The organism is Kribbella ginsengisoli, from assembly GCF_039537185.1.
GTDB classification, from domain to species: domain Bacteria; phylum Actinomycetota; class Actinomycetes; order Propionibacteriales; family Kribbellaceae; genus Kribbella; species Kribbella koreensis.
This window is the reverse complement of sequence record NZ_BAABAA010000002.1, coordinates 615,733-637,547: the sequence shown is the minus strand read 5'-3', so window position 1 is coordinate 637,547 and position 21,815 is coordinate 615,733. Positions and strand designations below refer to the sequence as shown.

Here is a 21,815-nt window from a genome sequence, read left to right as displayed (position 1 = left end):
ATCTGCGGGGAACCTTCCCCGATCCGTGACCAGCTCCTTGCCAGACAGCGATCACGGATCCAGAATCGGTGACTGACCGAGGGGGGCCTCGATGAAACGGTTACAGCGTGGAGTGAACATCCGTTTGTTCACACTCGTCTTCATAGGAACATTGATCGCGGTGCTGCTGACCGCAACCGGGGGCCGCGCGGTACAAGCCGCCACCGACCCCGGCTATGACTGGGACGACGGAACTCTCCAGGGGTGGAGCCTGGACTGGGGCGACGCGGCTCCGGTGAACTCCACGACGGCCGCCCGCAGCGGCGACCGATCGCTGGCGCTGCCGGTGGAAGGGGACGAGTACCCCGGCTTCCAGTCGCCCGCCAAGCCTGCCGGACTCGGTGTCGGGTCCGTGGTGACGTACTACGTCTATGCGCCCAGGAACGCCAGGACGCTCGAGGTCAAGCCTTACGTGACCGACGACGCGTTCCTGGAGCACTTCGGCGACAAGGTGGACCTCAGGCCGGGTGAGTGGACCACTGTCACCTTTACGGTGCCATCGGTGCCGAACGTCCACCACCTGGGCATAGAGGTCGACAGCGCTTCGTGGAGCGGGCGCGTGTACCTCGACGACGTGCAGTGGACGGCACCGACCGAGTTGCCGCCCGTGGTGACGACGGGGCCGGCCCGGGAGGTTCGCAGTACGACGGCTGTGGTCACCGGGACGGTGGATCCGCGCGGCCTGGCTACTACTTGCCACTTCGACTACGGCACCTCCAGGCGGTACTCCGCGGCTACGCCGGACGCTGCAGCCACAGCGGACGTGTCGGCCAAGTTGACCGGCCTCAAGGCTGGTACGACGTACCACTACCGCCTGAACTGCCAGAACTCCGGCGGGCGTCTCACTGGCGCCGACGCGACCTTCACGACGGCCACCAAGGCGACGGACCCGCGCGGCGCGCTCTTCGAGGCGCAGAACCTCATCTACGGCTCGCACATCGGCGCCTGGGACATGGACGGCGGTACTGCGATCAGCAACGCCACCGCAGGTGCCAACGTCATGGCCGCCAAGATCCGGGTCATCAAGTGGCAGATGTGGAAGCCACCGTGTGAGTTGCGCCCGACCGACTGCCAGACGGAGGCGCAGTTCAACACAGCCATCGACGGGATCCGCCGGCTCGGCGCGGAGCCTTTGATTGGCCTGCCACCGATCTGGGACCAGCAGTGCGCGACAGCACCCGACGCCTGGTCGCTTGCCTGGCAGCAGTGGATCATCCGGACCGCAGGTAGCCGGGTGCGGCTCTACGAGCTGGGCAACGAGCCGGACCACTACTGCAACATGACCGGGCAGCGGTACCACGACGAGCTCTGGGTGAACGCACCAGTGCTGAAGGCCTACGCCCGTACGCTCGGCCACCAGATCTTCATCGGTGGGCCCGGCGTGGCCAACACCGATGCGAGCACCCTGGCCAACGTCGAGACGTGGCTGGCCGCGACGAAGGCCGACTACCTGGCGAACGGCCAGAACCGTGACTGGATCCCGGACTTCGTCTCGACCCATACCTATCTGACCTCGGCCGAGAACGACACCCAGGCTCATGCCCAGGCCCGGATCGACGCGTGGGGAGCCTTCTACGACCAGCTGGGGGCGTTCATCGCCACCACCTTCGCCGGCCTGACCGACGAGGGCTTCCCGATCGCCGACCAGGTGAAGCTCGCGGACACCGAGTGGAACGACACGATCGACATCGACTGGCAGGGCAACGAGGACGGCGCCTGGACCGACTTCTACATCAACGCGATGTTCACCATGCTCCGCGGCCACGGCGTCTGGCTGTCCAACCAGTCCACCATCGCCTCCCACAACGGCGGCTCCTTCGACCTGCTCCTGCCGGACGGCAACGCCAAGCTCCTCTACGAGTCCTACCGCACGGCAAGTACGTCGGACCCGCGCAACAACTAGCGAACGTAGGTGACGAACGCGAAGCCGTCGTGCTGGGTGCGGGCGGTTTCGCGCCAGTCGGTGCGGTCGAAGGCAGGGAAGGTGACGTCGCCGTCGGGGGACTGGTCGACCTCGGTCAGTTCCAGGCGGTCGGCGTACGGGAGGGCCTGGCGGTAGATCTCGCCGCCGCCGGCCACGTGCGCGACCTCGACGCCGTCGACAGACCAGTCGGGCTGCCGGGTGACGACGACGGTACGCCGGCCGGGCAGCGGCCGGCCGATGGAGTCGTAGGTCTTCCGGCCCATCACCAGCGTGTGGCCGAGGGTGAGCGCCTTGAAGTGCTGCAGGTCCTCACGAATCCGCCAGGGCAGGTCGTTGTCCCGCCCGATCACGCCGTTGGCGCCGACCGCGGCGATCAGGATGACGGTCATACGGCGATCGGCGCCTTGATTACGGGGTGCGGGTCGTAACCGTCCAGCACGACGTCCGCGATCTCGTACGAGTCGATCGAGTCGCGCTTGGCCAGCTGCAGCGTCGGCAGCGGCCGGGGCTCGCGGGTGAGCTGGAGCTTGGCCTGGTCGAGGTGGTTCAGGTACAGGTGCGCGTCGCCGAGTGTGTGGACGAAGTCGCCGACCTCGAGACCGGTCTGCTGGGCGACCATGTGGGTCAGCAAGGCGTACGACGCGATGTTGAACGGGACGCCGAGGAAGATGTCGGCCGAGCGCTGGTACAGCTGGCAGGACAGCTTGCCGTCGGCGACGTAGAACTGGAACATCGTGTGGCACGGTGGCAGTGCCATCCCGTCGACGTCGGCGACGTTCCAGGCGTTGACGATGTGCCGGCGGGAGTTCGGGTTGGTCCTGATCGACTCGATCAGCGCGGCGATCTGGTCGATGTGCCGGCCGTCCGGGGTCGGCCAGGAGCGCCACTGGTAGCCGTAGACCGGGCCCAGCTCGCCGTCGGCGTCGGCCCACTCGTCCCAGATCTTGATGTTGTTCTCGTGCAGCCACTTGATGTTGGTCGAGCCGCTGAGGAACCAGATCAGCTCGCCGATCACCGACCGCAGGTGCAGCTTCTTCGTCGTCACCGCGGGGAAGCCCTCGGTGAGGTCGTAGCGCGACTGGTAGCCGAAGACGCTCAGCGTGCCGGTGCCGGTGCGGTCGCCCTTCTCGATGCCGGTGGTGAGGACGTGGTCGAGAAGCTCCAGATACTGCCGCATGCCGCCAAACTAACAGGCCCGGAAGTCGGTGACCTGACAGACTCGGCGGGTGAGTTCTGATGAGTACGTGGCTTCGCCTGAGTATGTGCTGACGCTGGTGCTGCAGGTGGAGAAGGCGGAGCGGCCTGGGCAGACGGATGCGCTGGAGACGGCGGCGCGGGCGGTGCTGGCGATTCTGGCGGATGAGCGGTCGGTCGGTGAGGGGGAGTGGGCCGAGGCGATGCGCGGCTGGCAGGACGCGCGGATCCGGAAGGTGGTCCGCCGGGCCCGCGGTGCCGAGTGGCGCCGGGCGGAGGCGCTGCCGGGGATCACGGTGACGGGCGGGACGGCCGTAGTACGGGTATTTCCACCGGTACCACTCGACGACGTCCCCAAAGACCTGGCCAAACTCCAAGTCACCGGCACCGATCTGGAGGATCCGGACGAGTTGCCCGCCACAGCTGACGGCGAGCCGGTGCTCTGGGTGAATCCAGGACTCGAGATGTCCACCGGCAAGACGATGGCCCAGGTAGGCCACGGCGCACACCTCGCCTGGTTCGAGCTGTCGGACGCTGACCGGAAAGCCTGGCAGGAGGACGACTTCCACCTCGCCGTCCGCACCGCCACCCCGGCCCTGTGGAAAGAGTTGATGGGCAGCGGCCTTCCCGTAGTACAGGACGCTGGTTTCACCGAGATCGACCCGGGCAGCTACACGGTCATCGCAGACCATCCCGCGCTTCGGTAGCGGTCCTCCGCATGAGCAAACGAGTCGCACCTGGACCAGCGGATCTGGGCCGGTACGAACTGCAGCGGTCGTAACACCCTGATCCGCTCCGGTGGCCAGGGCAGCGTCAACCTTTTCTGGAGTGTTGGCGGGTTCTAACTGATCTTGTAGTGCAAGTGGGTGACCCGGTCGCCTTCGACGACTTTGGGGTTGTCGAAGAGTTGTTGATGGCCGGTGTAGTTGCCGAAGAAGGGGCGGCCGGTGCCGAAAACGACGGGGACCAGGTTGAGGACCAGGTCGTCCAGGAGGCCGGCTTCGAGGAGTTGGCCGGTGAGGTTGCCGGCGGCGACGGCGATGTCGCGGTCGCCGGCGAGGGACTTGGCCTGGGCGACTGCTGCCTCGATGCCGTTGACGAAGGTGAACGGGGCGTCGGGGAACGGCCAGTCGGTCGGGGGTTCGTGAGTGACCACGACGACGTGGTCACCCACCGACGGTACGCCGTTCCAGCCGTTGGTCAGGTCGAAGAGGCGGCGGCCGATCATCGTCACGCCGATGCCCGGCCAGACGGATCCCAGGTAGTCGGCGCTCGCCTGGCTGAGGTGGAACGGGCGGCCGGGGTCGGCGCCGTAGAACTCCACCGGCCCGTTGTTGTACCAGTCGAACAGTGGACCGACGGCGTCCGACGTATCAGCGACGAAGCCGTCCAGCGAGACAGCGGCGGTCGCGATCACCCGGCTCATCTGCCCTCCCCGCGGGCGAGGAGTTCGGCGAGGCGGTCCATCGACTCGTTGATGCCGTGGACCATCCCGCTCTCGACCGCCGCGTCGCGCGACGCGATCGACGGGAAGATGGACTGGGTGTGCAGCCGTACGCCGGTGTCGGTCTTCTCGTAGGTCGCCCGCTCCAGGCAGACCTCACCGGGTGCCCCTTCCCACTCGAAGGTCTGGATCACCAGCGTCTCCGGCTCGACGGTGTGGAAGACGCCGCGGAACGCGTACTCCTCGTCGCCGCGCCGGTGGAGGTACCGGTAGCTGCCGCCCGGGCGGACGTCGTACTGCTCGATCGTCATCTCCAGGTCGCGCGGGCCGAGCCACTGGACGACGAGCTCGGGGTCGGTCTGGACCCGGAACAGCTGGGCCGGCGTCGCGTCGAACTCACGCGTCGTCTCGAGGAACGGCGTCCCCGCGGGTGCTTCGATGGTGGTCGGGTTGGTGCTCATTTCTCCTGCTCCTTCACGGTTTCGAGGACGGCGTCGATCCGGCGGAACCTGGCCTCGGCGGCCAGCCGGTACCCGTCGATCCAGCTCGTCAGGCTCTCCAGAACGGCCGGGTTGAGACGACACGGACGGCGCTGGCCGTCCCGGCTGCGGGTGATCAGACCGGCGGCCTCGAGCACCTGCAGGTGCCGCGAGATCGCCTGCTTGGTGATCTCGAACGGCTCCGCGAGCTCGTTGACCGTCGCCTCACCGCGCGACAACCGCGCGATCAGCGCCCGGCGGACCGGATCACCGAGTGCGGTGAACGCCCGATCGAGTGCTTCTTCATCAACCGGCATCTTTATCAACCATTCCGTTGATCAACTGATGTGTTGAATATAGGCATCGCGTCCACGCAAGGTCAAGGGTGCGCTTTTAGCAACCTGGGTTGACAGTTGAGGCTTGTCAACCTAAGTTGCTAAGCATGGAGAAGTTGGTGGAGGAGGACGATCCCGGCGCCGGCCTGGCGTCGGTGGTCGCGTTGCGACGGCTGGCCGACCGGATCGAGGACAGCCAGGTGGAGCAGGCGATGCGAGCGGGCTGGAGCTGGTCCGACGTCGCCGAGGTGCTGGGCGTGACCCGGCAGGCCGTACACAAGAAACACGCCAAGCGGCTGATCGCCGCGGGCGTCGCCCTGAGGAGGCGTTGATGACGACGAAGGTGAACGATGTCCGCGCGGTGGTGGTCCACGGCGCCCGAGCCGAAGCTCTCGAGGACGGCTCACCCATGATCGAGGCCGAGCATGTACTGCTCGCCCTGACCGAACTATCCGGTACTACGATCGCCCGCCTCCTCGCCGACGCCGGCCTGACCCATGACGCCACGCGGGCGGCGCTCGACCGCGAATGGGAACAAAGCCTCGCAACAGCAGGCGTCGCCGTATCGATCGCCGAGTTGCCCAAGGCGACACCAGATCGCAGCCGGAACCCCCAGATCGGTGAAACCGCGAAGCTCCTGCTCAAGCGCGCGATGGCCACCGCCTCCACAACCGGCGGCGGCCGCATCGGCGCCGCCCACCTACTGATCGGCGCGCTCGACACCACCCTCGGCCGCATCCCGCGCGCCCTGGAGCTGGCCGGCATCGACCGCCAAGGCCTCCGCGACCAGGCCTACCAAGCAGCGATCCGCAGCGAGCACTGATGACCACCACGGCCCGGCTGCCGTTGGTGCGGAACCGCTTGCTGGACTGCGGATTGCTCGCAGGGCCGCTGTTCGTCCTCACCTTCCTGCTCGAAGGATTCTTCAAAGGCGACGGCTACAGTCAACTCCGCCACCCCGTCAGCTCGCTTGCCCTCGGCAACAATGGCTGGATCCAAACCGCCAACTTCCTGGTGGCAGGCGTGCTGACGGTCCTGTTCGCCATCGGCCTGTGGCGCCAGGCGCGTGTGGCACCGGCACCCCGGGCCCACCTGGGTGCAGTGCTGGTGGGTATCTGGGGAGTCGGGTTGCTCGGTGCGGGAGTCTTCACCACCGACCCGGTCAGCGGATTTCCGCTCGGAACACCCGCCACGGTCGAGTACACAACCTCGGGTGCCTTGCATGACGCCTTCTCCCTTCCGGCCTTCCTGGCCTTGGCGGTGGCGATGGTCGTTCTGGCCCGCGGTTGGCGGCTCTACTCGCTGCTGAGTGCTGCTGCCTTCGCCATCACTTTCATGCTGGCCAGCGCAGGCTTCTCGCAGACCGGATCACTGGTCGACGTGGGCGGGTTCTTCCAGCGGCTCGCCGTGATCATCGGCTGGACCTGGCTGGCCGCCCTCGCCTGGCGGAGGCGCTAGACCGTTTCGAAGGCGGCCATCATCGCCATGTCCTCGTGTTCGAGGTTGTGGCAGTGGATCAGGTATTTGCCCTTGTGGGCGGTGAATCTGACCAGGACGTCGACGACCTCGGCGGGGCGGATGTCGACGGTGTCCTTCCAGCCGGCGTCGTACGGACCGGGTTTGCCGCCGCCTCGGCGGAGTACCTGGAAGGGGGCGAGATGGACGTGGACAGGATGGTGGACGTCGGTGACGAAGGACCAGACCTCGTACTGGTCGAGCTTGACCGAAGCCTGCATCTTCTGGGGATCGAAGGCCTTGCCGTTGATCGTCCAGCCCTGGTGACCATTGGCTGAGCCCCGGCGGAAGCGCCACTCGCGGTGGATCAGGCCGGACGGTTCGGGGACAGCGGCGTACGACGAAAGCTTCGCCGGGACATTGCTGTCGTCGCCGGCCCTCCGCATGACCTTGAAGCGCATGACCTGGCCGGCCCGGCCACTGTCCAGCTTGTTGAGGAGAGTGACTTCCGTGCCGGGCTGGTACGCCGAAAAGTCCACTACCACGTCGAATCGCTCAGCCGGCGCGACCACCAGCGTCTTGTGTTCGACCGGCGCGCCGAGCAGCCCGCCATCGCTTCCGATCTGCACGAATCGAGCCGGCCCGCTGTCCAGCGCCAACTCGAACCGCCGAGCGTTCGACGCGTTGAGGATGCGGAACCGATAGCGCGCCGCGTCCACCTCGAGCACCGGCCAGGGAGCGCCGTTGACCAGCATGACGTCGCCGATCACACCCTCCATGTACTTCGCCTCGACCCCCGGCCCGTCCGTCGCGGCCGGGTAGAGGAACGACCCATCGGCCGCGAAGGCCCGATCCGCCAGCACGAGTGGGATCTCCCGATCGCCGCCAGGCAACGGAAGCGCGTCCTCCTCGGCATCGCGAATCAGGTGCAACCCGAACAGCCCGCGATAGACCTGCGGAGCCGTGTAGTCCATCCGGTGATCGTGATACCAAAGCGTCGCGGCGCGTTGCGTGTTCGGATACGTGTACTTCCGACTGCCCGTCGCCACGTCGCCGCCACCCATGCCGCCGTGCCCGGCGTGCTCATGGTGCTCGCCGTTGGGCATCAGCAGATCCAGTGGCCAGCCGTCGCTCGCAGCCGGCGTGTGCCCGCCATGGAGATGCACAGCCGTCGGTACGTCGAGGTGGTTGACCTGCTCGACGACCGTCGTCCGGCCGCTGCGTACGTCGAAGGTCGGGCCCGGTAGCAACCCGTCGTACCCGAGGATCTCGGTCTTCAGGCCGGGCAGGATCTCCAGCGACGCCTTCTGCTGGACGACGCGGTAGTAGTCGATCCCCGCTTGCGTGCGCAGAGGCTTCTTCACGGGCGGGATCGGCAGCGGCACCTTGAACGCTTCGGGCAGTGGCGCTTCGCTCTTGAGGAGTTCGGCGCTCTGGGCGGGGGAGGTCTCGAGGCCGCAGTTGGCCAGTGTCAGGGCGAGGCCGGTACCACCGGCTGCTCCGAGGAATCCACGGCGGGACAGCTTCATTTGTTGACCTTTCGGCGTGCTCCGGAGCGGAATGACCAGACCGTCATCCAGAGCACGGCGATCACGATGGCGGTGCCGAGTGGCACGTGGACGGCGAAGTTCTGCTGGTAGCCGAAGACGACCTGGGTGAGCTCGGCGACGATCAGGCCGACGGTGACGAGAGCCGGCCAGAGGCGGCCACGGCCCGGGCGCCAGTACAGGATCGCGGCGATGAGCTGGATGAACGCGATCAGGAACAGCGACGACCCGATCGGCCCGTGCAACTCCATCGCGTCGACCTCGCCGGACAGGAAGTACCCGGCGAGGATCGGCTGCGCTGCGACGAAGACGGCATGCAGGAGCAGCGTCAAGCGCAACATCCACAGCGTCATGCCGGCACCTCCGACGAGGATCGCGGACGCCGTACTGCCGCTGCCGGGCGGAAGGTCCAGACGGCGAAGGCGCAGACCGCCGCCACGATCGCGATGCCGAGCGGGATGTGCAGCGCGAGTTGGCGGTTGTAGCCCATCGCGATCTGGAAACTCTCCGCGGCGAGGACCAGCAGCGTCACCAGTACGGCCGCGGCGCGGCCGCCGGAGCGCCAGTAGATCGTCGCGATCACCAGTTGGCCGAGCGAGGCGAAGGCGAGGCCGAGCCCGATCGGCTCGTGCAGGCGCAGCGCGGTGCCCGAGCCGTTCAGGTAGACGCCCGCGAGCACTGGTTGCAGGCAGACCGCGACGGCATGCGTCACCGCGACAACCCGAAGGACCACCAAAGACTTCATGGTGGTGAGAGTAGTAGCCTGTCTACATGTAGCGCGACCAGTTAAGTCCCTGGCTGAACCCTCAGGTCAGATGGCCGAGAGGTGATACCGATATGCCCGCACGTTCGCAGACCCAGTGTGGATCGGGGCCGAGCTCGGGCTCGATCCGGAGTTCGTGGTCGTGGAGGTCGTCGCAGGCGGTGCAGCGTGGCCAGCGGACGCCGGAGTCGGAGAGGCGGTCCTGGACGTCCTGAGCGACCAGGCCGGCGATGTGCTCGGCCCCGTCCGGCCATTGGTCGAGCCACCATTGCCGTCCGGCGACGGCGTCCTCCAGCAGGGACACCATGATGGCGTCGTCGAATCCCCGCGCGGCCAGGTCGTGAAGCACCTGTGCCCGGGCCGTCAGCAACACACCTGGTTCGTTCATCGCCCTTCAGAGTGCCAGACGGAACCGACAAAACCCCAGGCCGATCGGCCCGGGGTTCTGTCGCCGTGGGAGTGGCTACTGGTGATCACCCGGCAAGCGGCTCGCAGCGCGGTGCCGGGTCGAGCCGATCGGCGAGCTTGAGCTCGCGCTCGGCAGCGGTTCGCAGTACCGCGCTGAGGCGGGTCCGGACGGCGAAACCGCGGCGCGCGGCCGGCTCGTAGTACTCCTCCTGGGGAGCATTCGGCAGTGCGGACTGGGCGAGGGACCTCGCGTTCTCCACTGCGGTGTTGCCGGCGATGAAGTAAGTCATGGTCGTGCTCCCTTCCGAAGGGCGTGGTGATCAGAACCCATGGCCGGGACGGCCATCGGCGAGCTGTGGTGGGTTGATTCAGTTGCGGGGTGCCGGACCGCTGCTGGCGCGGACCACCAGCTCGGTCGGCATCGTGAGGTGCCGCTCGGTCGCGTTCGGGTCGAGCAGCAGCCGGCCGACGGCGCGGCCCTTGTCCTTGATCGGCTGCCGGATCGTGGTCAGCCCGGCCGTCTCGGCGGCGGGGATGTCGTCGAAGCCGGTGACGGTCAGATCCCGGCCGGGGATCAGTCCGCGCGTCTTCATCGCTTCCATCGCGCCGAGCGCCTGCACGTCGCTCAGTCCGGCGATTGCGGTCGGCCGGTCCTGCGAGTCGAGCACCCAGCCGGCCGCCGCCAGCCCGGACCCGAACGCGTTGTGGCCACCCGAGACGATCCTGAGCCGCGCGTCGGGCATCGTCTTGCGCAGGCCCGCGATCCTGAGCTCGCAGTCGTCGCAGCCGACCTGGTCGAGGTCCAGCTCGATCGGCTGCCTGCTGGTCGCCTGGTGGCTGTCGACCAGTACGACGACGTCGCGGTGGCCGAGCCGGGCCAGGTGCTCGCCCATCGCCGCGGCGCTGTCCAGCTCGTCGATCGCCACCCAGCCGTCGGCCAGGTCGTGACCGCGCTGCGTCGACACCATCGGGATGCCCCGGTTCTTCAGCATCTCCAGGGCCGGGTGGCCGTGGTCCACGCAGAAGATCGCGGCGGTGTCGATCGCGGCCTGGCGGACCGCGTTCGTCCCGGACTCGATGTCGACCGAGCTGATCGGCATCAGCAGCAGGCTGGTGGTGAACTCCTCGGCGACCTCGGCCAGGCCGGCCAGGAAGCCGACCGCGTACGGGTCGGAGAACGCGTAGGAGAGCTTGTCGGTGAACAGCACGCCGACAGCACCGGCCTTGCCGCTGCGCAGGGCGCGGGCGGCGGCGTCGGGACCGGCGTACCCGAGTTCTGCGGCCTTGGCCAGGATGCGCTCGCGGACTGCGGCGGACAGCTGGTCAGGCTTGTTGTAGGCGTTGGAGACGGTCGACGGCGAGACCCCGGCGGCCTGCGCCACGGTCTTGATGGTGACTCTCGGTGCCATCGGCCTGCCTCCTTCTGCATCGTTCTACTAAATCGTTCTAGAAAAACGATACAGAAGACTTTCGGAGAGTGCAACAGGTATTTCCGGGGCGATGCCGTGGGGCGATGCAGGATGATGGCGGGCATGGGTTCGTTGCTGGAGATCATCGCTTTGCATCCGGCGGATGCCGAGGCGGCTCAGGAGGGCGGCGCGGACCGGCTGGAGCTGTGCGCCTCGATGGAGGCCGACGGCCTGTGTCCGTCGGTGTCGACGGTCAGTGCGATCCGCCGGGTGACCGACCTGCCGTTGCGGGTGATGCTGCGGTTGTCCGACTCGTTCGGTACCGACGGCGCGGAGCTGAACCGGCTGACCGCGATGGCGCAGTCCTATCTGTCGGCGGGGGCGGACGGGTTCGTGTTCGGCTTCCTGAATGCCGACAACGAGGTGGACGTCGACTCGGCCGCCGCCCTCGCGAGCACCTTCGCCGGTACGCCGTGGACGTTCCACCGGGCAGTCGATGCCGTACTCGAGCAGCAGAAGGCGTGGCGGGCGCTGCGAAGCCTGCCGGGTCTGGACTGCGTGCTGACCGCGGGGTCGTCGCTCGGGGTCGGGCATGGGCTGGACGATCTGCTCAAGCTGGCGTCCGGCGACGAGCAGGTGGCGAAGGTGATGATGGCGGGCGGGTCGCTACAACCGGAGCATGTGCCGTGGCTGTACGGCGCCGGGGTGCGGCGATTCCATGTCGGCTCGTCGGTGCGGCAGGACGGATCGTGGACGAAGGCGTACGTGAACTCGCGCTTCGTCCGGGCGTGGCGGAATCTGCTGGATGCGCAGGACGAGAAAGCATGATCTATATCGATCCGCCGGCCTGGACGGCCCACAATCGGTTGTGGTCGCATCTGGTCAGCGACTCGTCGTACGAGGAACTGCACGAGTTCGCGCGGAAGGCCGGGATTCCTGCCCGTGGCTTCGACCGTGATCACTACGACGTACCGTCCGATCGGTACGACGCGTTGGTGGCGGCCGGCGCCGTACCGGTGTCGAGCCGGGTGATCGTCGAACGGCTGCTCGCGTCGGGGCTGCGGCATCGCAAGGGAGCCCGGCGTGGACGCTGAGCTGGACCTGGCGGCCTTCGCCGGTCTCGGCGCGGTGGTCGGGGTGTCGCAGCATGGGAAGCGCTCGATGGCGGCGACCGGGGTCGCGGTCGATGCACCGTTCCGGATCGCCTCGCTGAGTAAGACGTTCACGGCGGCGGCGACGGTGAGAGCCCTGCAGGACAAGGGGTTTGCGCTGCAGGCGCCGGTGGCTGACATCCTGCCGGAGCTCGACACGGCTTTGACCGTGGAGCAGGTGCTGGCGCAGTCGACCGGCCTCAAGCAGACCGTGGCTGCCGCGACCGTGGCGGCGCTGGGAGAGGGCGACGAGGTCTTCCTGGAGGCCGCGAAGCTGGTGATCGCCGGCGGCCAGGAGTATCCGCCGGGAGACCGCTGGTCCTACTACAACGGCAACTACTTCCTCGCCGGGGCCCTACTGACTCGCCTGACCGGAGAAACCTTCGAGGAGGGCCTCGCCAAGCTGACCTCAGCAGCTGGCCTCATGGCCACCGGCTTCACCGCGCCGGAGTCGAGCGCGGGAGCGGCTTATCCTCGGGCTCGGCGGCCCAGCGGTGGGCTCTGGTCGACGGTGCCGGACCTGCTGAGCTTCTGCGAGTTTCTGCTGCGGGACAAGGGGTTGCTGGGCGAGATCTCCACTCCGCGGGTGTGGACGCCGTTGGCCTACGGGCTGGCGTGGGCGGTGGGTCCGGCGGGGATGTTGTACCTCAACGGGCGACTGCCGGGGTATCGGGCGGCGATGCTGTTGTCGCCCGGGGACGAGTGGGCGGCTGCGATGCTGGTGAACGATACCGATGCGTTGCCGGCGATCGCGGAGTACCTGGATGGGCTGCAGCGACCGCTTACCGGCGTACCGATGGCTGGGTTGATCGATAGGTTCGCGGCATAAGAAAGGTGCCCCGGGCAACTAGCCCGGGGCACCTTCTCTTCAATCCATCAGTTCGGTCACCGTGCCGGCGGCGACGGTGTGGCCGCCTTCGCGGACGGCGAAGCCGAGGCCTACCGTCATCGCGATCGGCTTCTCCAGCTCCACGCCGAGCTCGATCGTGTCGCCCGGCATGACGAGGGCGATCTCACCCAGGTCGATACCACCCGACACGTCCGTGGTCCGGAAGTAGAACTGCGGCCGGTAGTCCGAGGCGAACGGCGTGTGCCGACCACCCTCGGCGGTCGACAGCGCGTGCAGTTGCGCCCGGAACTTGCGGTGCGGCTGGACAGTGCCCGGCAGTACCAGTACCTGACCACGACGGACCTCGTCGCGCTTGATGCCACGCAGCAGTACGGCCGCGTTGTCGCCCGCCTCCGCGGACTCCAGCGACTTGCCGAACGTCTCCAGCCCGATCGCCGTACTGGTGATCGTCGGGCCGAGACCCACCACCTCCACGGCGTCGCCGAGCTTGAGCGAACCCTGCTCGACCGCGCCGGTGACAACGGTGCCACGACCGCTGATGGTGAGCACGTTCTCGATCGGCATCAGGAACGGCTCGCCCAGCTCACGGTCGGGGACCGGTACGTACTCGTCGACCGCGTCGAGCAGGTCGCCGACCGCCTTCATCCACTCGGGGTCACCCTCGAGCGCACGCAGGCCGGAGACGCGCACGACCGGTACCTCGTCGCCCGGGAAGCCGTACTCCGACAGGAGTTCGCGGACCTCCAGCTCGACCAGGTCGAGCAGCTCGGGGTCGTCGACGGCGTCGGCCTTGTTCAGCGCGACGACCAGGTACGGAACCCCGACGCGTTGCGCGAGCAGTACGTGCTCACGGGTCTGCGGCATGGCGCCATCCTGGGCCGACACGACCAGGATCGCGGCGTCCACCTGGGCGGCGCCGGTGATCATGTTCTTCACGTAGTCGGCGTGCCCGGGCATGTCGACGTGCGCGTAGTGCCGGTTGGCGGTCTCGTACTCGACGTGCGAGATGTTGATCGTGATCCCGCGCTGGACCTCCTCGGGCGCCCGGTCGATCCCGTCGAACGCGACGAACGAGTTGAGGCTCGGGTAGCGCTCGGCGAGCACCTTGGTGATCGCGGCGGTCAGCGTGGTCTTGCCATGGTCGACGTGCCCCATGGTGCCGATGTTGAGGTGCGGCTTGGTCCGCACGAACTGGCTCTTGGCCATGATGTGTGTTTCCCCTTGCTGGTCAGAAGATTCGACTGAGCCAGGACCCAGGGCACCCGTCCGTACCAGCTGGTGTTTCAGCGGTCGGAGGGGGCCGGTTGCCAGCCACCCTCCTCCGCGGGTCCTGCGTGTCAGCAGGAGGAGGGTCGGCTTCGCGCGCCGGTGAAATCGACTGAATCGACTGACGCCCACGCAGCAGCGCCTGACAGGCCCAGGCCTGACAGGTACGCAACAGAATCCACGCGGAACATGCTCATCACGGTAGGTGTCAACGCTGCCGTCGGCAACGGATATTCCCGCTAGGCCAGCTTCTCCCGGGCGTACCGGAGGGTGGCTTTTTGCATGGCCGGTTCGTGGGTTCGGAGGAAGGTTCGCAAGGACGGTTCGTCCAGGATGCCGGCGTATTTCAGGGCGATGCCTACGGGCTTGGAGACGACTGGGTTCTTGTCGTCGAGGAGTAGTTCGGCGAGGGCGTAGAGGTCGGTCAGGTCGGCGGGGGTGCCGTAGCGGGCGAAGTACAAGGGGGCTGTGATCGCTGTCCGGCGGCGTAGTGGGTCAGCGGTTCGGGCCAGGTCGAACAGCGGTGTTCTGTCGCGGGTCAGCAGGTGAAGGCCGATCACGTGGGGTGCCGCTCGGTCGACCATGTCCCAGCTGTCGATGGCGTTGTGTCGGGCGAGGTACAGGTCGTAGGCCGCCTGCCGGTCTGCGGCGGTGGTCTTTTTGGAGCGGGCTTTGAAGTCTAGGACGCAGAAGGCGGCCAGGCGCAGCTCGTACGCCGGCTCGTCCATCAGCTTCGCTACCTCGGGCAGCGGCAGGGTGGTGAAGGTTTTGGTGGTGTCGAAGGTGTTCCGCATCGGCACCCCCAGCACTTCGCCGGTACCTGGGTAGTGCTTGTGTACGACCTCGCCGGGCCGCGCCTGCGCCCGCAATGTGTTGGCGAGGGCAGACGCGGTGAGCTCCACGCGGTCAGCTTAAGGCGGTACTGACCAGCTTGGCGGCGTCGGCGACCAGTTGGTCGTTGTACTGGGCGTCTTTGACGCCGCGGGTCGACAGGATGGAGATGACGATCGGGGCGCGGCCGGGAGGCCAGGCGATGGCTATGTCGTTGCGGCCGCCGTAGTTGGCTGAGCCGGTCTTGTCGCCGACCTTCCAGGTGGCGGGGACGCCGGCCCGGATCAGTTTGGCGCCGGTCGTGTTCGTGACCATCCAGTTGATCAGCAGATCGCGCTTGGGCTTCGGCAGGACGCCGTTCTGAAGGGTGAGTTTGCGCAGGCTGGTGGCGATCGAGCGCGGCGTACTGGTGTCCCGCGGGTCGCCGGGGATCGCCTCGTTCAGGGTGGGTTCGGTGCGGTCGGTGCGGGTGACGTGATCACCGATCCGCCGGAGTTCGCGCTGCAGTCCGGCGGGGCCGCCGAGTTCGCGCAGGATCAGGTTGGCGGCGGTGTTGTCGCTGTAACGCAATGCCGCGTCGCAGATCGCGCTGAGCGTCATGCCGGTGCCGACGTGCTGCTCGGTGATCGGGGAGTAGGTGACCAGGTCTGCTTCCGTGTAGCGGATGAGCTTGGAGAGGTCGGCGTGCTGCAGCAGGATGCCGACGGCGAGCGCCTTGAAGGTCGATGCGTGCGCGAAGCGCTCACCGGCGCGGTAGCCGACCGTCCGGCCCGAGCCGGTGTCCAAGGCGAACACACCGAGCCGAGCCGCGTACTGCGCCTCCAGCTTGCGGAACTGCTCGGCACCCGGCGTGGGCTTGGCGGCGGCCACGGGCGCCGGCGTCGAGGGGGCAGGTGTCGACGCGGGTGCAGCTGTTGCTTCGGGTTCCGAGGAGCAGGCGGCGCTGATCAGCACCGCGGCGGAGAGGGCGGCTAGAAGGGCTCGTCGCATGCCCTCGACACTATTCAATCGATCAATTGAGGGCGAAGAGGCGGGTGCCGTCTGTGAAGATGGGCCGGCCAGTGGCGACTGTGACGGCCGGCTGGTTGCAGGTGACGTTCTTGGTGTCGGCTACCGAGGCTGCGGTCGGGCCGGGGACCAGGGGGCGTGGCTGGACGCCGGTGGTGCCGACCATGAGGGGGGAGCAGCTGCCGTCCGCTTGTGGCATCAGGGTGACCACCCGGCCGTCCGGGAGCAGGCCGAAGCCGTCACGGGGGAACTCGGGGTGTTGCAGCTTCGGCGGCACCTGCAGCAGGTGGTGCCACTGTGGTGTGCCGTCCGACGGGTTGAGAGCGGACACGTCGTACGTCTGGTCCTCGCCCTCCTCGGTGCTAGTCCGGCAGGTGACCAGCACGATCGAGTTGTGCGTCGCGGCGAGCTGGGCGTCGCAGGATGCTCGCCCGAGCCGCGGCCTCGGCGTACCGGGCACTGGGTCGGTCCAGAGGATGCGGCCCGAGCCGACGTCCACTGACCACTGGTACAGGGTGCCGCCAGCCGCGCCGGTCCAGACGAGCCCGGAGACCTCACGGGTGTCCGGTACTGCGACCAGCTCGCCGATCCACGTCGACGGGTCCAGCTCGGCGCTGAGCTCGAACTGGATGCCCAGGTTGACCTCCCAGCGCTGATCCCCGTCAACGAGGTCCAGCCCGCGCACTACCGCGCCGTTGCCGCCGCATGCGTCCACCACGACGGCCTGGTCGGCCAGCAGCACGCCCTGGGTGACAGTGCACTTCAGCCGCGCCCTCCAGTGCGTCGGGCTGCTCACCCCGTGCGCCACGACCTCTGTACCTTCGGCCACCAGCAGCTGGTTGGCGTCGACCGCCAGCGCAGTACCGTCCGTGTGAACCTCAGTGAGCACCCGGCCGCTCACAGCGTCCAGTACTGCGTACGTCGGCAGCTCGATCCCGCGAGGAGCGTTCCCGTTGTCGTACGGCAGATGCGCTGCGATCGTCCGGCCGTCGCTGGAGACCAGTAGTCCGTCGGAGCCGTTGGACGCGGCATCGTCGACGTCTGCTCGTGTGTACCGCCACCGGGTCTGGCCAGTGGTCGCGTCGGACATCACCACACCGTCCGACCGCAGCTCGGCCACGCCACCTGCAGTACCGGCGATAGCGCCCGTCGCTGGCACCTCCCGGCTCCAGGCGACGCCACCGTCGAGCTGCACCGGCAGTGTCCCGGGTGCCTCGTCCGTAGTCGTGCTCACCGTGTTGGCCGTCTCCAGCCTGGCCTGTACGAACGGCTCACCCGCCGACACCACGATCCAGGCGAGCAGTGATGCGCACACCACGGTCACGCCGAGACTCAGCGCCCAGGGAGGAGTCAGCGCGTACGGCGGTGCGAGCCGTAGCCGCCGCGCCAGCCCGAGCAGCGCACCGGCGACCAGTAGAGCGAAGGACGCGAGGATGAGGTACGGCCAGCGCTCACTCATGGCCGCACCGGGCTTGGCCGAGGGCCACTGCCACCAGCAGATCCCGATGGAGATCACCCCGACCACGGCGAACACCAGCGCGGGGATCGTCACCAGTCGAGGCTGCGCCCGGCGAAACCATGCACACGCCAGTCCGGCCGCGACCGCCGTACCGGCGATCGGTGCCCAGACCGGGAAGCCATTGATGTCGCCGGGCCCGGCAGGCCAGCGTGCGGCCGCTCCGAGTCCGCGGCCGAGTAGTACAGAGGCTGCGATGATCACGCCGAGCGCTGCGCCCAGGTAGATCATCGGGATCAGCCCGGCGATCGGCCGGGCCGCCTTAGGGCCCCACTGCTTCAACTCGCGCTTGAGGTTCTCCCGGGCCGCGTGCTCCCAGTGCTCGCGGCCGTGGTCGGTCGCGTACAGGGAGGTCTCGGACAGGCCCTGCAGGAACTTCGTCCGGCCCCTGGCGAAGTCGCGGTCCGCGACGTGCGCGTACTCCGCGCGGATGCCGACCGCGTATTCGTCGTACCGTTCCGCGGACATGCTCAGCACCCGCAGGTCCGCGTCGCACAGGACCGCGCCGTTCGCGTCGCCGGGCTCGCAGTCGTGCTTGGCGGTCAGCCGGATCAGCCGGCCGATCTCGGCCACCTTGGCGGCCTCGACGCCGTACGCCGACAGTTCGAGCTCGGCGAGCTGGGCGGAGACCTCTTCGTTCTCACCCGGGTCGGCCTGCGGGTCGTAGATCGCGTCGTGGAACCAGGCCGCCAGCCGGACCGCCTCGACGTCCTTGGCCACCGCGGCGAGCTCGTCGATGGTCTCGAGCATCTCGGTCAGGTGCCGCTGATCGTGATAATGACGATGTTGCTCTGCGTAACGAGCCAGCAGATCATCGCCCAACGGCTGCGCGTGCGGCAGCAGGCGATTCCACTGGTCGCGCAGGTCCATGGCGGTGAGTCTCGCACCCTGTGACGGCCTCCTCCGACCGATCCGGCGTTCCCGGTTAGGGTCGTGGCCAAAGCGATATCGGCTCGTCACCTGTTCGGGGCCGGCGGGGTGGGGAAGGCTGAAACAGTGGACACCATGCGCTTCGGATTGGTCGGAACCGGGCCTTGGGCTCATTTGACCCAAGGGCCGGGCCTGAAGGCCGCCGAAGACGTTGAATTGGTGGGTGTTTGGGGCCGCAATGAGGACAAAGCGACTGCATTGGCTGCAGATCTAGAGGCCGCGGCCTATACCGATTACGCAGAGTTACTCGCAGACGTCGATGCGCTGGCTTTCGCGGTACCTCCGAACGTGCAGGCGTCGATGGCGCTCGAGGCCGCGGCGGTCGGCAAGCACCTGCTGCTCGACAAGCCGGTGGCCGATTCGCTGGACGATGCCCGGGCGCTGGCCGACGAGGTGAACGACGAGGGGATCGCCTCAGTGGTCTTCTTCACGGGCCGTTTCCAGCCGGAAACACGGGTGTTCTTCGATCAGACCCAGAAGACCGGCGGCTGGAGAGGTGGCTGGTCCCGGATGCTCGCTTCGCTCGATGCACCCGGCAACCCCTTCGGCGGATCGGCCTGGAGGCCGGAGCAGCGGGGTGCGCTCTGGGACGTCGGGCCACACGCGCTGTCCAACCTGATCGGTCTGCTCGGCCCGATCGGCGAGCTGCGCGCAGTAGGCGGTCAGGGCGACCTCGTGCACCTCGTCCTCACCCACGAGTCCGGTGCGACCAGTACCGCGAGCATGACCCTGTCGGCGCCGCCCGAGGGCATCAGCTTCGAGACCGCCGTCTGGGGAGAGACCGGTACTGCGATCCTGCCCGCCCCCGAGACCACGGCCGTCGAAGCCTTCGCCCTAGCCGCTACCGAGTTGGTCGCAGCCGCTGAGTCCGGGGACACGCACCCTGTCGACATCACCTTCGGCACCAACGTCGTAGAACTCCTGGCGTCGGCAGAGGCTCAACTAGCCGCAGGGCGGTGAGGGCGCGAGACGTCAGTGCAGGGCGATGACGCCGGCCGGGCCTGAGGTCAGGACCAGGTTGCCGATGGCTACCGGGTCGCGGCTGCAGGAGATGCCAGTGGGGAGCGCTACCCGGCGGAAGCCGGTGCTGTCGATGATGTTGGCCGCACAGCCGCCCGAGCTACTACCACCCAGCGACACGACCCGGCCATCGGCAGTTACTGCGACCCGAGTGCGAGGGTCGACCGGCGCGGTGGTCTGCCAGGCGGTCTGACCGGTCTGCGTGTCGATGGCGGTGACCACCGTCTTGGTGTTCTGCTGACTCTCCGGCCCCGGGCAGTCCACGACGATCAGCAGCCGCCCGGCCGCCTTCAGCAGCGTCCGGCAGGACCAGTTCGCCGGTACCGGCCACCGCCACTTCGTCTCGCCGGTACGCGGCTCGATCGCCACCAGCGCGACCGGTACGTCGGAATCGCCGCCCGGCTCGGCCACCACGACCAGCCCGCCGACCACGACCGGCCGCCGGTACATGTCGGTCGGCGACTTGCTCCACAGCTTCTTGCCGCTCTTCAGGTCGAGCCCGGCCACTTCATCGGGCTCGCTGCCGCAACTGTGCCCGAGGAACGCCACCACGGTCTGCGAGGTCGCCACCGCCCCGATGTCGGTGCAGCGGCCCGGCTCGAAGGTCCACCGGTTGTCGCCGTCCGGATCAACTCCGTAGAGCTTGTCGGATCCACGTGAAAACCGCTGGCCGGTCAGCAGCGGGTCGGCCTGCTGGATGCTGTGGTCCCGGGTGCTGCCGGGCCAGGCCGCCTCGCGCTTGCCAGTGTTCGCGTCGAGCAGGAGATATCCGATGTCGGGAAATGACGCCAGCACGTACTCGCCGTTGCCGGTAGCGACGATGTCCGGCTTCTCGTCCGAGTCGGACCGGCTGTAGCGCCACCGCAGCTCCCCGGTGGCCGCGTCCAGCATCTCCACCACACCGCTCTGCCGCGGTACAGCGATCCCGTACTTCGTCCCGACAGCCTCCTCGGCGCCGGCGCTGGTCAAAGCCCGGCTGACCCAGGTGACACCACCGTCGAGCAGCGACGCAGGCATCTGCCCGGCCGGCCTGCGTGGACCTTCCGACCGCTCGTTGGAGCCCAGCACGTACCCCCTGGCGAGCGGTTGCACGACCAGGAGGAGCAGCAGTGCGATCACCCCCGGCACCGCGAGCCATGAGAGCTGCTGGCCGAGATTCCGGGTCGGCAGAAATCGTGCGTTCCTGGTCCGTAGCAGCGAGGCGACCAAGGCCGCAGTACCGGCTACGAGCAGTAGTAGGAGGGCGGAGATGACCAGTGGGACGCGGAGGCCGATACCAACGGCAGGGTTGGTCGCTGGGACTTTCGCCCAGGCAATCAACACTGCGGTGACTGCAACGGCCACCACCGTGCCAGCGATCAGCCTTGCGCGTTGACTCGCGCTGCGGGACGTCCGGAAGAGCAGTGGCGCGCAGAAGAGTGCGAAGACGGCCAGAGCGACCGGTGGCCAACCAGCCTCGGGCTCTACGGCCGGCACCTGCCAGGGAGCTCCAGCGGCGGCTATCGAGGTCACTGTCGCCGCTATCGCGGAAAAGGTCGCAGTGGCAGCCAGAGCAGCCTGCTGCCAACCACGCCAAGGCGCTGGCAGCTCACTGTCGAGCCCGGTGAGCTCGGCCTCCAGGTTGGCGCGAGCGGGTGCGCCCATCCGCTGCCGCGCTAGTTGAGTCCGGTAGAGATGCCCGTCGAGCAGGACGCGCACTTCGTCGTACCGGCGTCCGATGGCGGCAGTGCGGTCACCCGCGTCCCGGCGTACCTCGGATACATGGGCGGCATAGCGGGCCGGAGCCGTCGCCATGATGCCGTTGACCGCATCCAGCAGGACGTCGCCGTTCGCATCTCGCCGCGGCGGTGCATAGGAGTCGGTGGGTGGAGTCGCCAGGTCACCGGTGAGCCGGACGAGCCGGGCTACCTCGGCGATGCGGATCGGATCCACCCCGTACGCCGGAAGCGTCTGCTCGACCAGCCGGGCCGACGACTCGGCGTCCTCGGCGGACCCGCCACCGGGCTGGTGCACGGCCCGATGGAACCAGGCCGCGAGCCGCACCGAGGTCGGGTCGGTACTGAGCTGGATCAGGGAATCGAGAGTGTCGAGGACCGCTTCGAGGTACTGGTCGCGATACGCGCGACGGGTCCGCTCGACGTAGCGCGCGACGAGGTCGTCCGCCAGCGGCGCAGAGCCGGGCAGCAGCTCGTTCCACCGTTCACGCAGGACCACCACCGCCACAGTCTGCCAGCCCGATCGCAACG

At 67.9% G+C, this 21,815-nt stretch carries 25 protein-coding genes; 9 read left to right on the top strand and 16 right to left on the bottom strand.

All coding sequences use genetic code 11. The features are described 5' to 3' along the window. The first annotated feature begins 160 nt into the window (after nucleotides 1–160). Nucleotides 161–1,942: a hypothetical protein gene (locus ABD768_RS10375; protein WP_344839778.1), complete on the top strand. Its 1,782-nt coding sequence runs from the start codon at nucleotides 161–163 to the stop codon at nucleotides 1,940–1,942. On the opposite strand, the gene ABD768_RS10370 is transcribed toward ABD768_RS10375, so the two are convergent. Together ABD768_RS10370 and ABD768_RS10365 are read right to left on the bottom strand one after the other, a co-directional pair. Then, nucleotides 1,939–2,352 (bottom strand): dihydrofolate reductase, encoded by a 414-nt coding sequence (locus ABD768_RS10370; RefSeq protein WP_344839777.1) that lies wholly within the window; start codon nucleotides 2,350–2,352, stop codon nucleotides 1,939–1,941. The two genes, ABD768_RS10375 and ABD768_RS10370, sit on opposite strands and share 4 nt — an antisense overlap. Next, entirely contained in the window at nucleotides 2,349–3,140 is a 792-nt protein-coding gene (locus tag ABD768_RS10365) for a thymidylate synthase (protein ID WP_344839775.1), read from the bottom strand. The genes ABD768_RS10370 and ABD768_RS10365 overlap by 4 nt, the downstream gene beginning before the upstream one ends. Before the next feature lie 49 nt (nucleotides 3,141–3,189). Here ABD768_RS10365 and ABD768_RS10360 point away from each other — a divergent pair, with 49 nt between their 5' ends. After that, nucleotides 3,190–3,864, top strand: coding sequence for a peptidyl-tRNA hydrolase (locus ABD768_RS10360; RefSeq protein WP_344839772.1), 675 nt, complete (start codon nucleotides 3,190–3,192; stop codon nucleotides 3,862–3,864). A 134-nt stretch (nucleotides 3,865–3,998) separates the two neighbouring features. Here ABD768_RS10360 and ABD768_RS10355 read toward each other — a convergent pair whose 3' ends face one another. The 3 genes from ABD768_RS10355 to ABD768_RS10345 are packed head-to-tail and all read right to left on the bottom strand — an operon-like array spanning nucleotide 3,999 to nucleotide 5,397. After that, nucleotides 3,999–4,583 carry a dihydrofolate reductase family protein gene (locus ABD768_RS10355; protein ID WP_344839769.1) on the bottom strand — a complete coding sequence of 195 codons (585 nt, stop codon included), beginning with the start codon at nucleotides 4,581–4,583 and terminating at the stop codon, nucleotides 3,999–4,001. Then, nucleotides 4,580–5,062, bottom strand: coding sequence for an SRPBCC family protein (locus ABD768_RS10350; protein ID WP_344839766.1), 483 nt, complete (start codon nucleotides 5,060–5,062; stop codon nucleotides 4,580–4,582). The genes ABD768_RS10355 and ABD768_RS10350 overlap by 4 nt, the downstream gene beginning before the upstream one ends. Then, nucleotides 5,059–5,397 (bottom strand): ArsR/SmtB family transcription factor, encoded by a 339-nt coding sequence (locus ABD768_RS10345; protein WP_344839764.1) that lies wholly within the window; start codon nucleotides 5,395–5,397, stop codon nucleotides 5,059–5,061. The genes ABD768_RS10350 and ABD768_RS10345 overlap by 4 nt, the downstream gene beginning before the upstream one ends. Nucleotides 5,398–5,522: 125 nt before the next feature. Between ABD768_RS10345 and ABD768_RS10340 the strand changes: the two genes are divergently transcribed. Genes ABD768_RS10340 through ABD768_RS10330 form a run of 3 tightly spaced genes read left to right on the top strand, consistent with a single transcriptional unit; the run spans nucleotide 5,523 to nucleotide 6,873 of the window. Next, entirely contained in the window at nucleotides 5,523–5,747 is a 225-nt protein-coding gene (locus ABD768_RS10340; RefSeq protein WP_343979904.1) for a hypothetical protein, read from the top strand. Beyond that, complete coding sequence (locus ABD768_RS10335) at nucleotides 5,747–6,238, top strand: Clp protease N-terminal domain-containing protein (RefSeq protein WP_344839762.1); 492 nt, start codon at nucleotides 5,747–5,749, stop codon at nucleotides 6,236–6,238. The genes ABD768_RS10340 and ABD768_RS10335 overlap by 1 nt, the downstream gene beginning before the upstream one ends. Next, nucleotides 6,238–6,873: a DUF998 domain-containing protein gene (locus tag ABD768_RS10330; RefSeq protein WP_344839759.1), complete on the top strand. Its 636-nt coding sequence runs from the start codon at nucleotides 6,238–6,240 to the stop codon at nucleotides 6,871–6,873. Before ABD768_RS10335 ends, ABD768_RS10330 begins: the two co-directional genes overlap by 1 nt. On the opposite strand, the gene ABD768_RS10325 is transcribed toward ABD768_RS10330, so the two are convergent. From ABD768_RS10325 to ABD768_RS10300, 6 genes are all read right to left on the bottom strand, one after another. Continuing rightward, nucleotides 6,870–8,399 carry a multicopper oxidase family protein gene (locus ABD768_RS10325; protein ID WP_344839757.1) on the bottom strand — a complete coding sequence of 510 codons (1,530 nt, stop codon included), beginning with the start codon at nucleotides 8,397–8,399 and terminating at the stop codon, nucleotides 6,870–6,872. The genes ABD768_RS10330 and ABD768_RS10325 overlap by 4 nt on opposite strands. Then, entirely contained in the window at nucleotides 8,396–8,770 is a 375-nt protein-coding gene (locus ABD768_RS10320; RefSeq protein WP_344839754.1) for a hypothetical protein, read from the bottom strand. Before ABD768_RS10320 ends, ABD768_RS10325 begins: the two co-directional genes overlap by 4 nt. Beyond that, nucleotides 8,767–9,162 (bottom strand): hypothetical protein, encoded by a 396-nt coding sequence (locus tag ABD768_RS10315; RefSeq protein WP_344839751.1) that lies wholly within the window; start codon nucleotides 9,160–9,162, stop codon nucleotides 8,767–8,769. The genes ABD768_RS10320 and ABD768_RS10315 overlap by 4 nt, the downstream gene beginning before the upstream one ends. A 61-nt stretch (nucleotides 9,163–9,223) precedes the next feature. Beyond that, nucleotides 9,224–9,568 carry a hypothetical protein gene (locus tag ABD768_RS10310; RefSeq protein ID WP_343979888.1) on the bottom strand — a complete coding sequence of 115 codons (345 nt, stop codon included), beginning with the start codon at nucleotides 9,566–9,568 and terminating at the stop codon, nucleotides 9,224–9,226. Between the two features lie 85 nt (nucleotides 9,569–9,653). Then, nucleotides 9,654–9,878 carry a hypothetical protein gene (locus tag ABD768_RS10305; protein ID WP_343979885.1) on the bottom strand — a complete coding sequence of 75 codons (225 nt, stop codon included), beginning with the start codon at nucleotides 9,876–9,878 and terminating at the stop codon, nucleotides 9,654–9,656. 78 nt (nucleotides 9,879–9,956) lie between these two features. Further along, the gene (locus tag ABD768_RS10300) at nucleotides 9,957–10,997 is read right to left on the bottom strand and encodes a LacI family DNA-binding transcriptional regulator (RefSeq protein ID WP_344839748.1); all 1,041 of its coding nucleotides are present in this window, start codon (nucleotides 10,995–10,997) and stop codon (nucleotides 9,957–9,959) included. Nucleotides 10,998–11,120: 123 nt separating this feature from the next. Between ABD768_RS10300 and ABD768_RS10295 the strand changes: the two genes are divergently transcribed. The 3 genes from ABD768_RS10295 to ABD768_RS10285 are packed head-to-tail and all read left to right on the top strand — an operon-like array spanning nucleotide 11,121 to nucleotide 12,977. Continuing rightward, on the top strand, nucleotides 11,121–11,825 hold the full coding sequence (locus tag ABD768_RS10295; protein WP_344839746.1) for a copper homeostasis protein CutC: 705 nt from the start codon (nucleotides 11,121–11,123) through the stop codon (nucleotides 11,823–11,825). After that, the gene (locus ABD768_RS10290) at nucleotides 11,822–12,091 is read left to right on the top strand and encodes a DUF4031 domain-containing protein (protein WP_344839743.1); all 270 of its coding nucleotides are present in this window, start codon (nucleotides 11,822–11,824) and stop codon (nucleotides 12,089–12,091) included. The genes ABD768_RS10295 and ABD768_RS10290 overlap by 4 nt, the downstream gene beginning before the upstream one ends. Beyond that, a complete protein-coding gene (locus ABD768_RS10285) occupies nucleotides 12,081–12,977 on the top strand; it encodes a serine hydrolase domain-containing protein (RefSeq protein WP_344839741.1) in 897 nt (298 codons plus the stop codon). The genes ABD768_RS10290 and ABD768_RS10285 overlap by 11 nt, the downstream gene beginning before the upstream one ends. 39 nt (nucleotides 12,978–13,016) lie before the next feature. On the opposite strand, the gene tuf is transcribed toward ABD768_RS10285, so the two are convergent. The 4 genes from tuf to ABD768_RS10265 all read right to left on the bottom strand — a co-directional run bounded on the left by tuf (nucleotide 13,017) and on the right by ABD768_RS10265 (nucleotide 18,489). Then, nucleotides 13,017–14,204 (bottom strand): elongation factor Tu, encoded by a 1,188-nt coding sequence (gene tuf, locus ABD768_RS10280; RefSeq protein ID WP_343979871.1) that lies wholly within the window; start codon nucleotides 14,202–14,204, stop codon nucleotides 13,017–13,019. A gap of 299 nt (nucleotides 14,205–14,503) precedes the next feature. After that, entirely contained in the window at nucleotides 14,504–15,166 is a 663-nt protein-coding gene (locus tag ABD768_RS10275; RefSeq protein ID WP_344839738.1) for a DNA alkylation repair protein, read from the bottom strand. 4 nt (nucleotides 15,167–15,170) lie between these two features. Further along, complete coding sequence (gene bla, locus ABD768_RS10270; RefSeq protein WP_344839737.1) at nucleotides 15,171–16,085, bottom strand: class A beta-lactamase; 915 nt, start codon at nucleotides 16,083–16,085, stop codon at nucleotides 15,171–15,173. A 22-nt stretch (nucleotides 16,086–16,107) separates the two neighbouring features. Next, entirely contained in the window at nucleotides 16,108–18,489 is a 2,382-nt protein-coding gene (locus ABD768_RS10265) for a hypothetical protein (protein WP_344839734.1), read from the bottom strand. Between the two features lie 135 nt (nucleotides 18,490–18,624). Between ABD768_RS10265 and ABD768_RS10260 the strand changes: the two genes are divergently transcribed. Beyond that, nucleotides 18,625–19,509 (top strand): Gfo/Idh/MocA family protein, encoded by an 885-nt coding sequence (locus tag ABD768_RS10260; protein ID WP_344839733.1) that lies wholly within the window; start codon nucleotides 18,625–18,627, stop codon nucleotides 19,507–19,509. A 12-nt stretch (nucleotides 19,510–19,521) separates the two neighbouring features. Here the strand turns inward: ABD768_RS10260 and ABD768_RS10255 are convergent, their stop codons facing one another. Then, on the bottom strand, nucleotides 19,522–21,786 hold the full coding sequence (locus tag ABD768_RS10255) for an outer membrane protein assembly factor BamB family protein (RefSeq protein WP_344839731.1): 2,265 nt from the start codon (nucleotides 21,784–21,786) through the stop codon (nucleotides 19,522–19,524). Nucleotides 21,787–21,815: the final 29 nt, after the last annotated feature.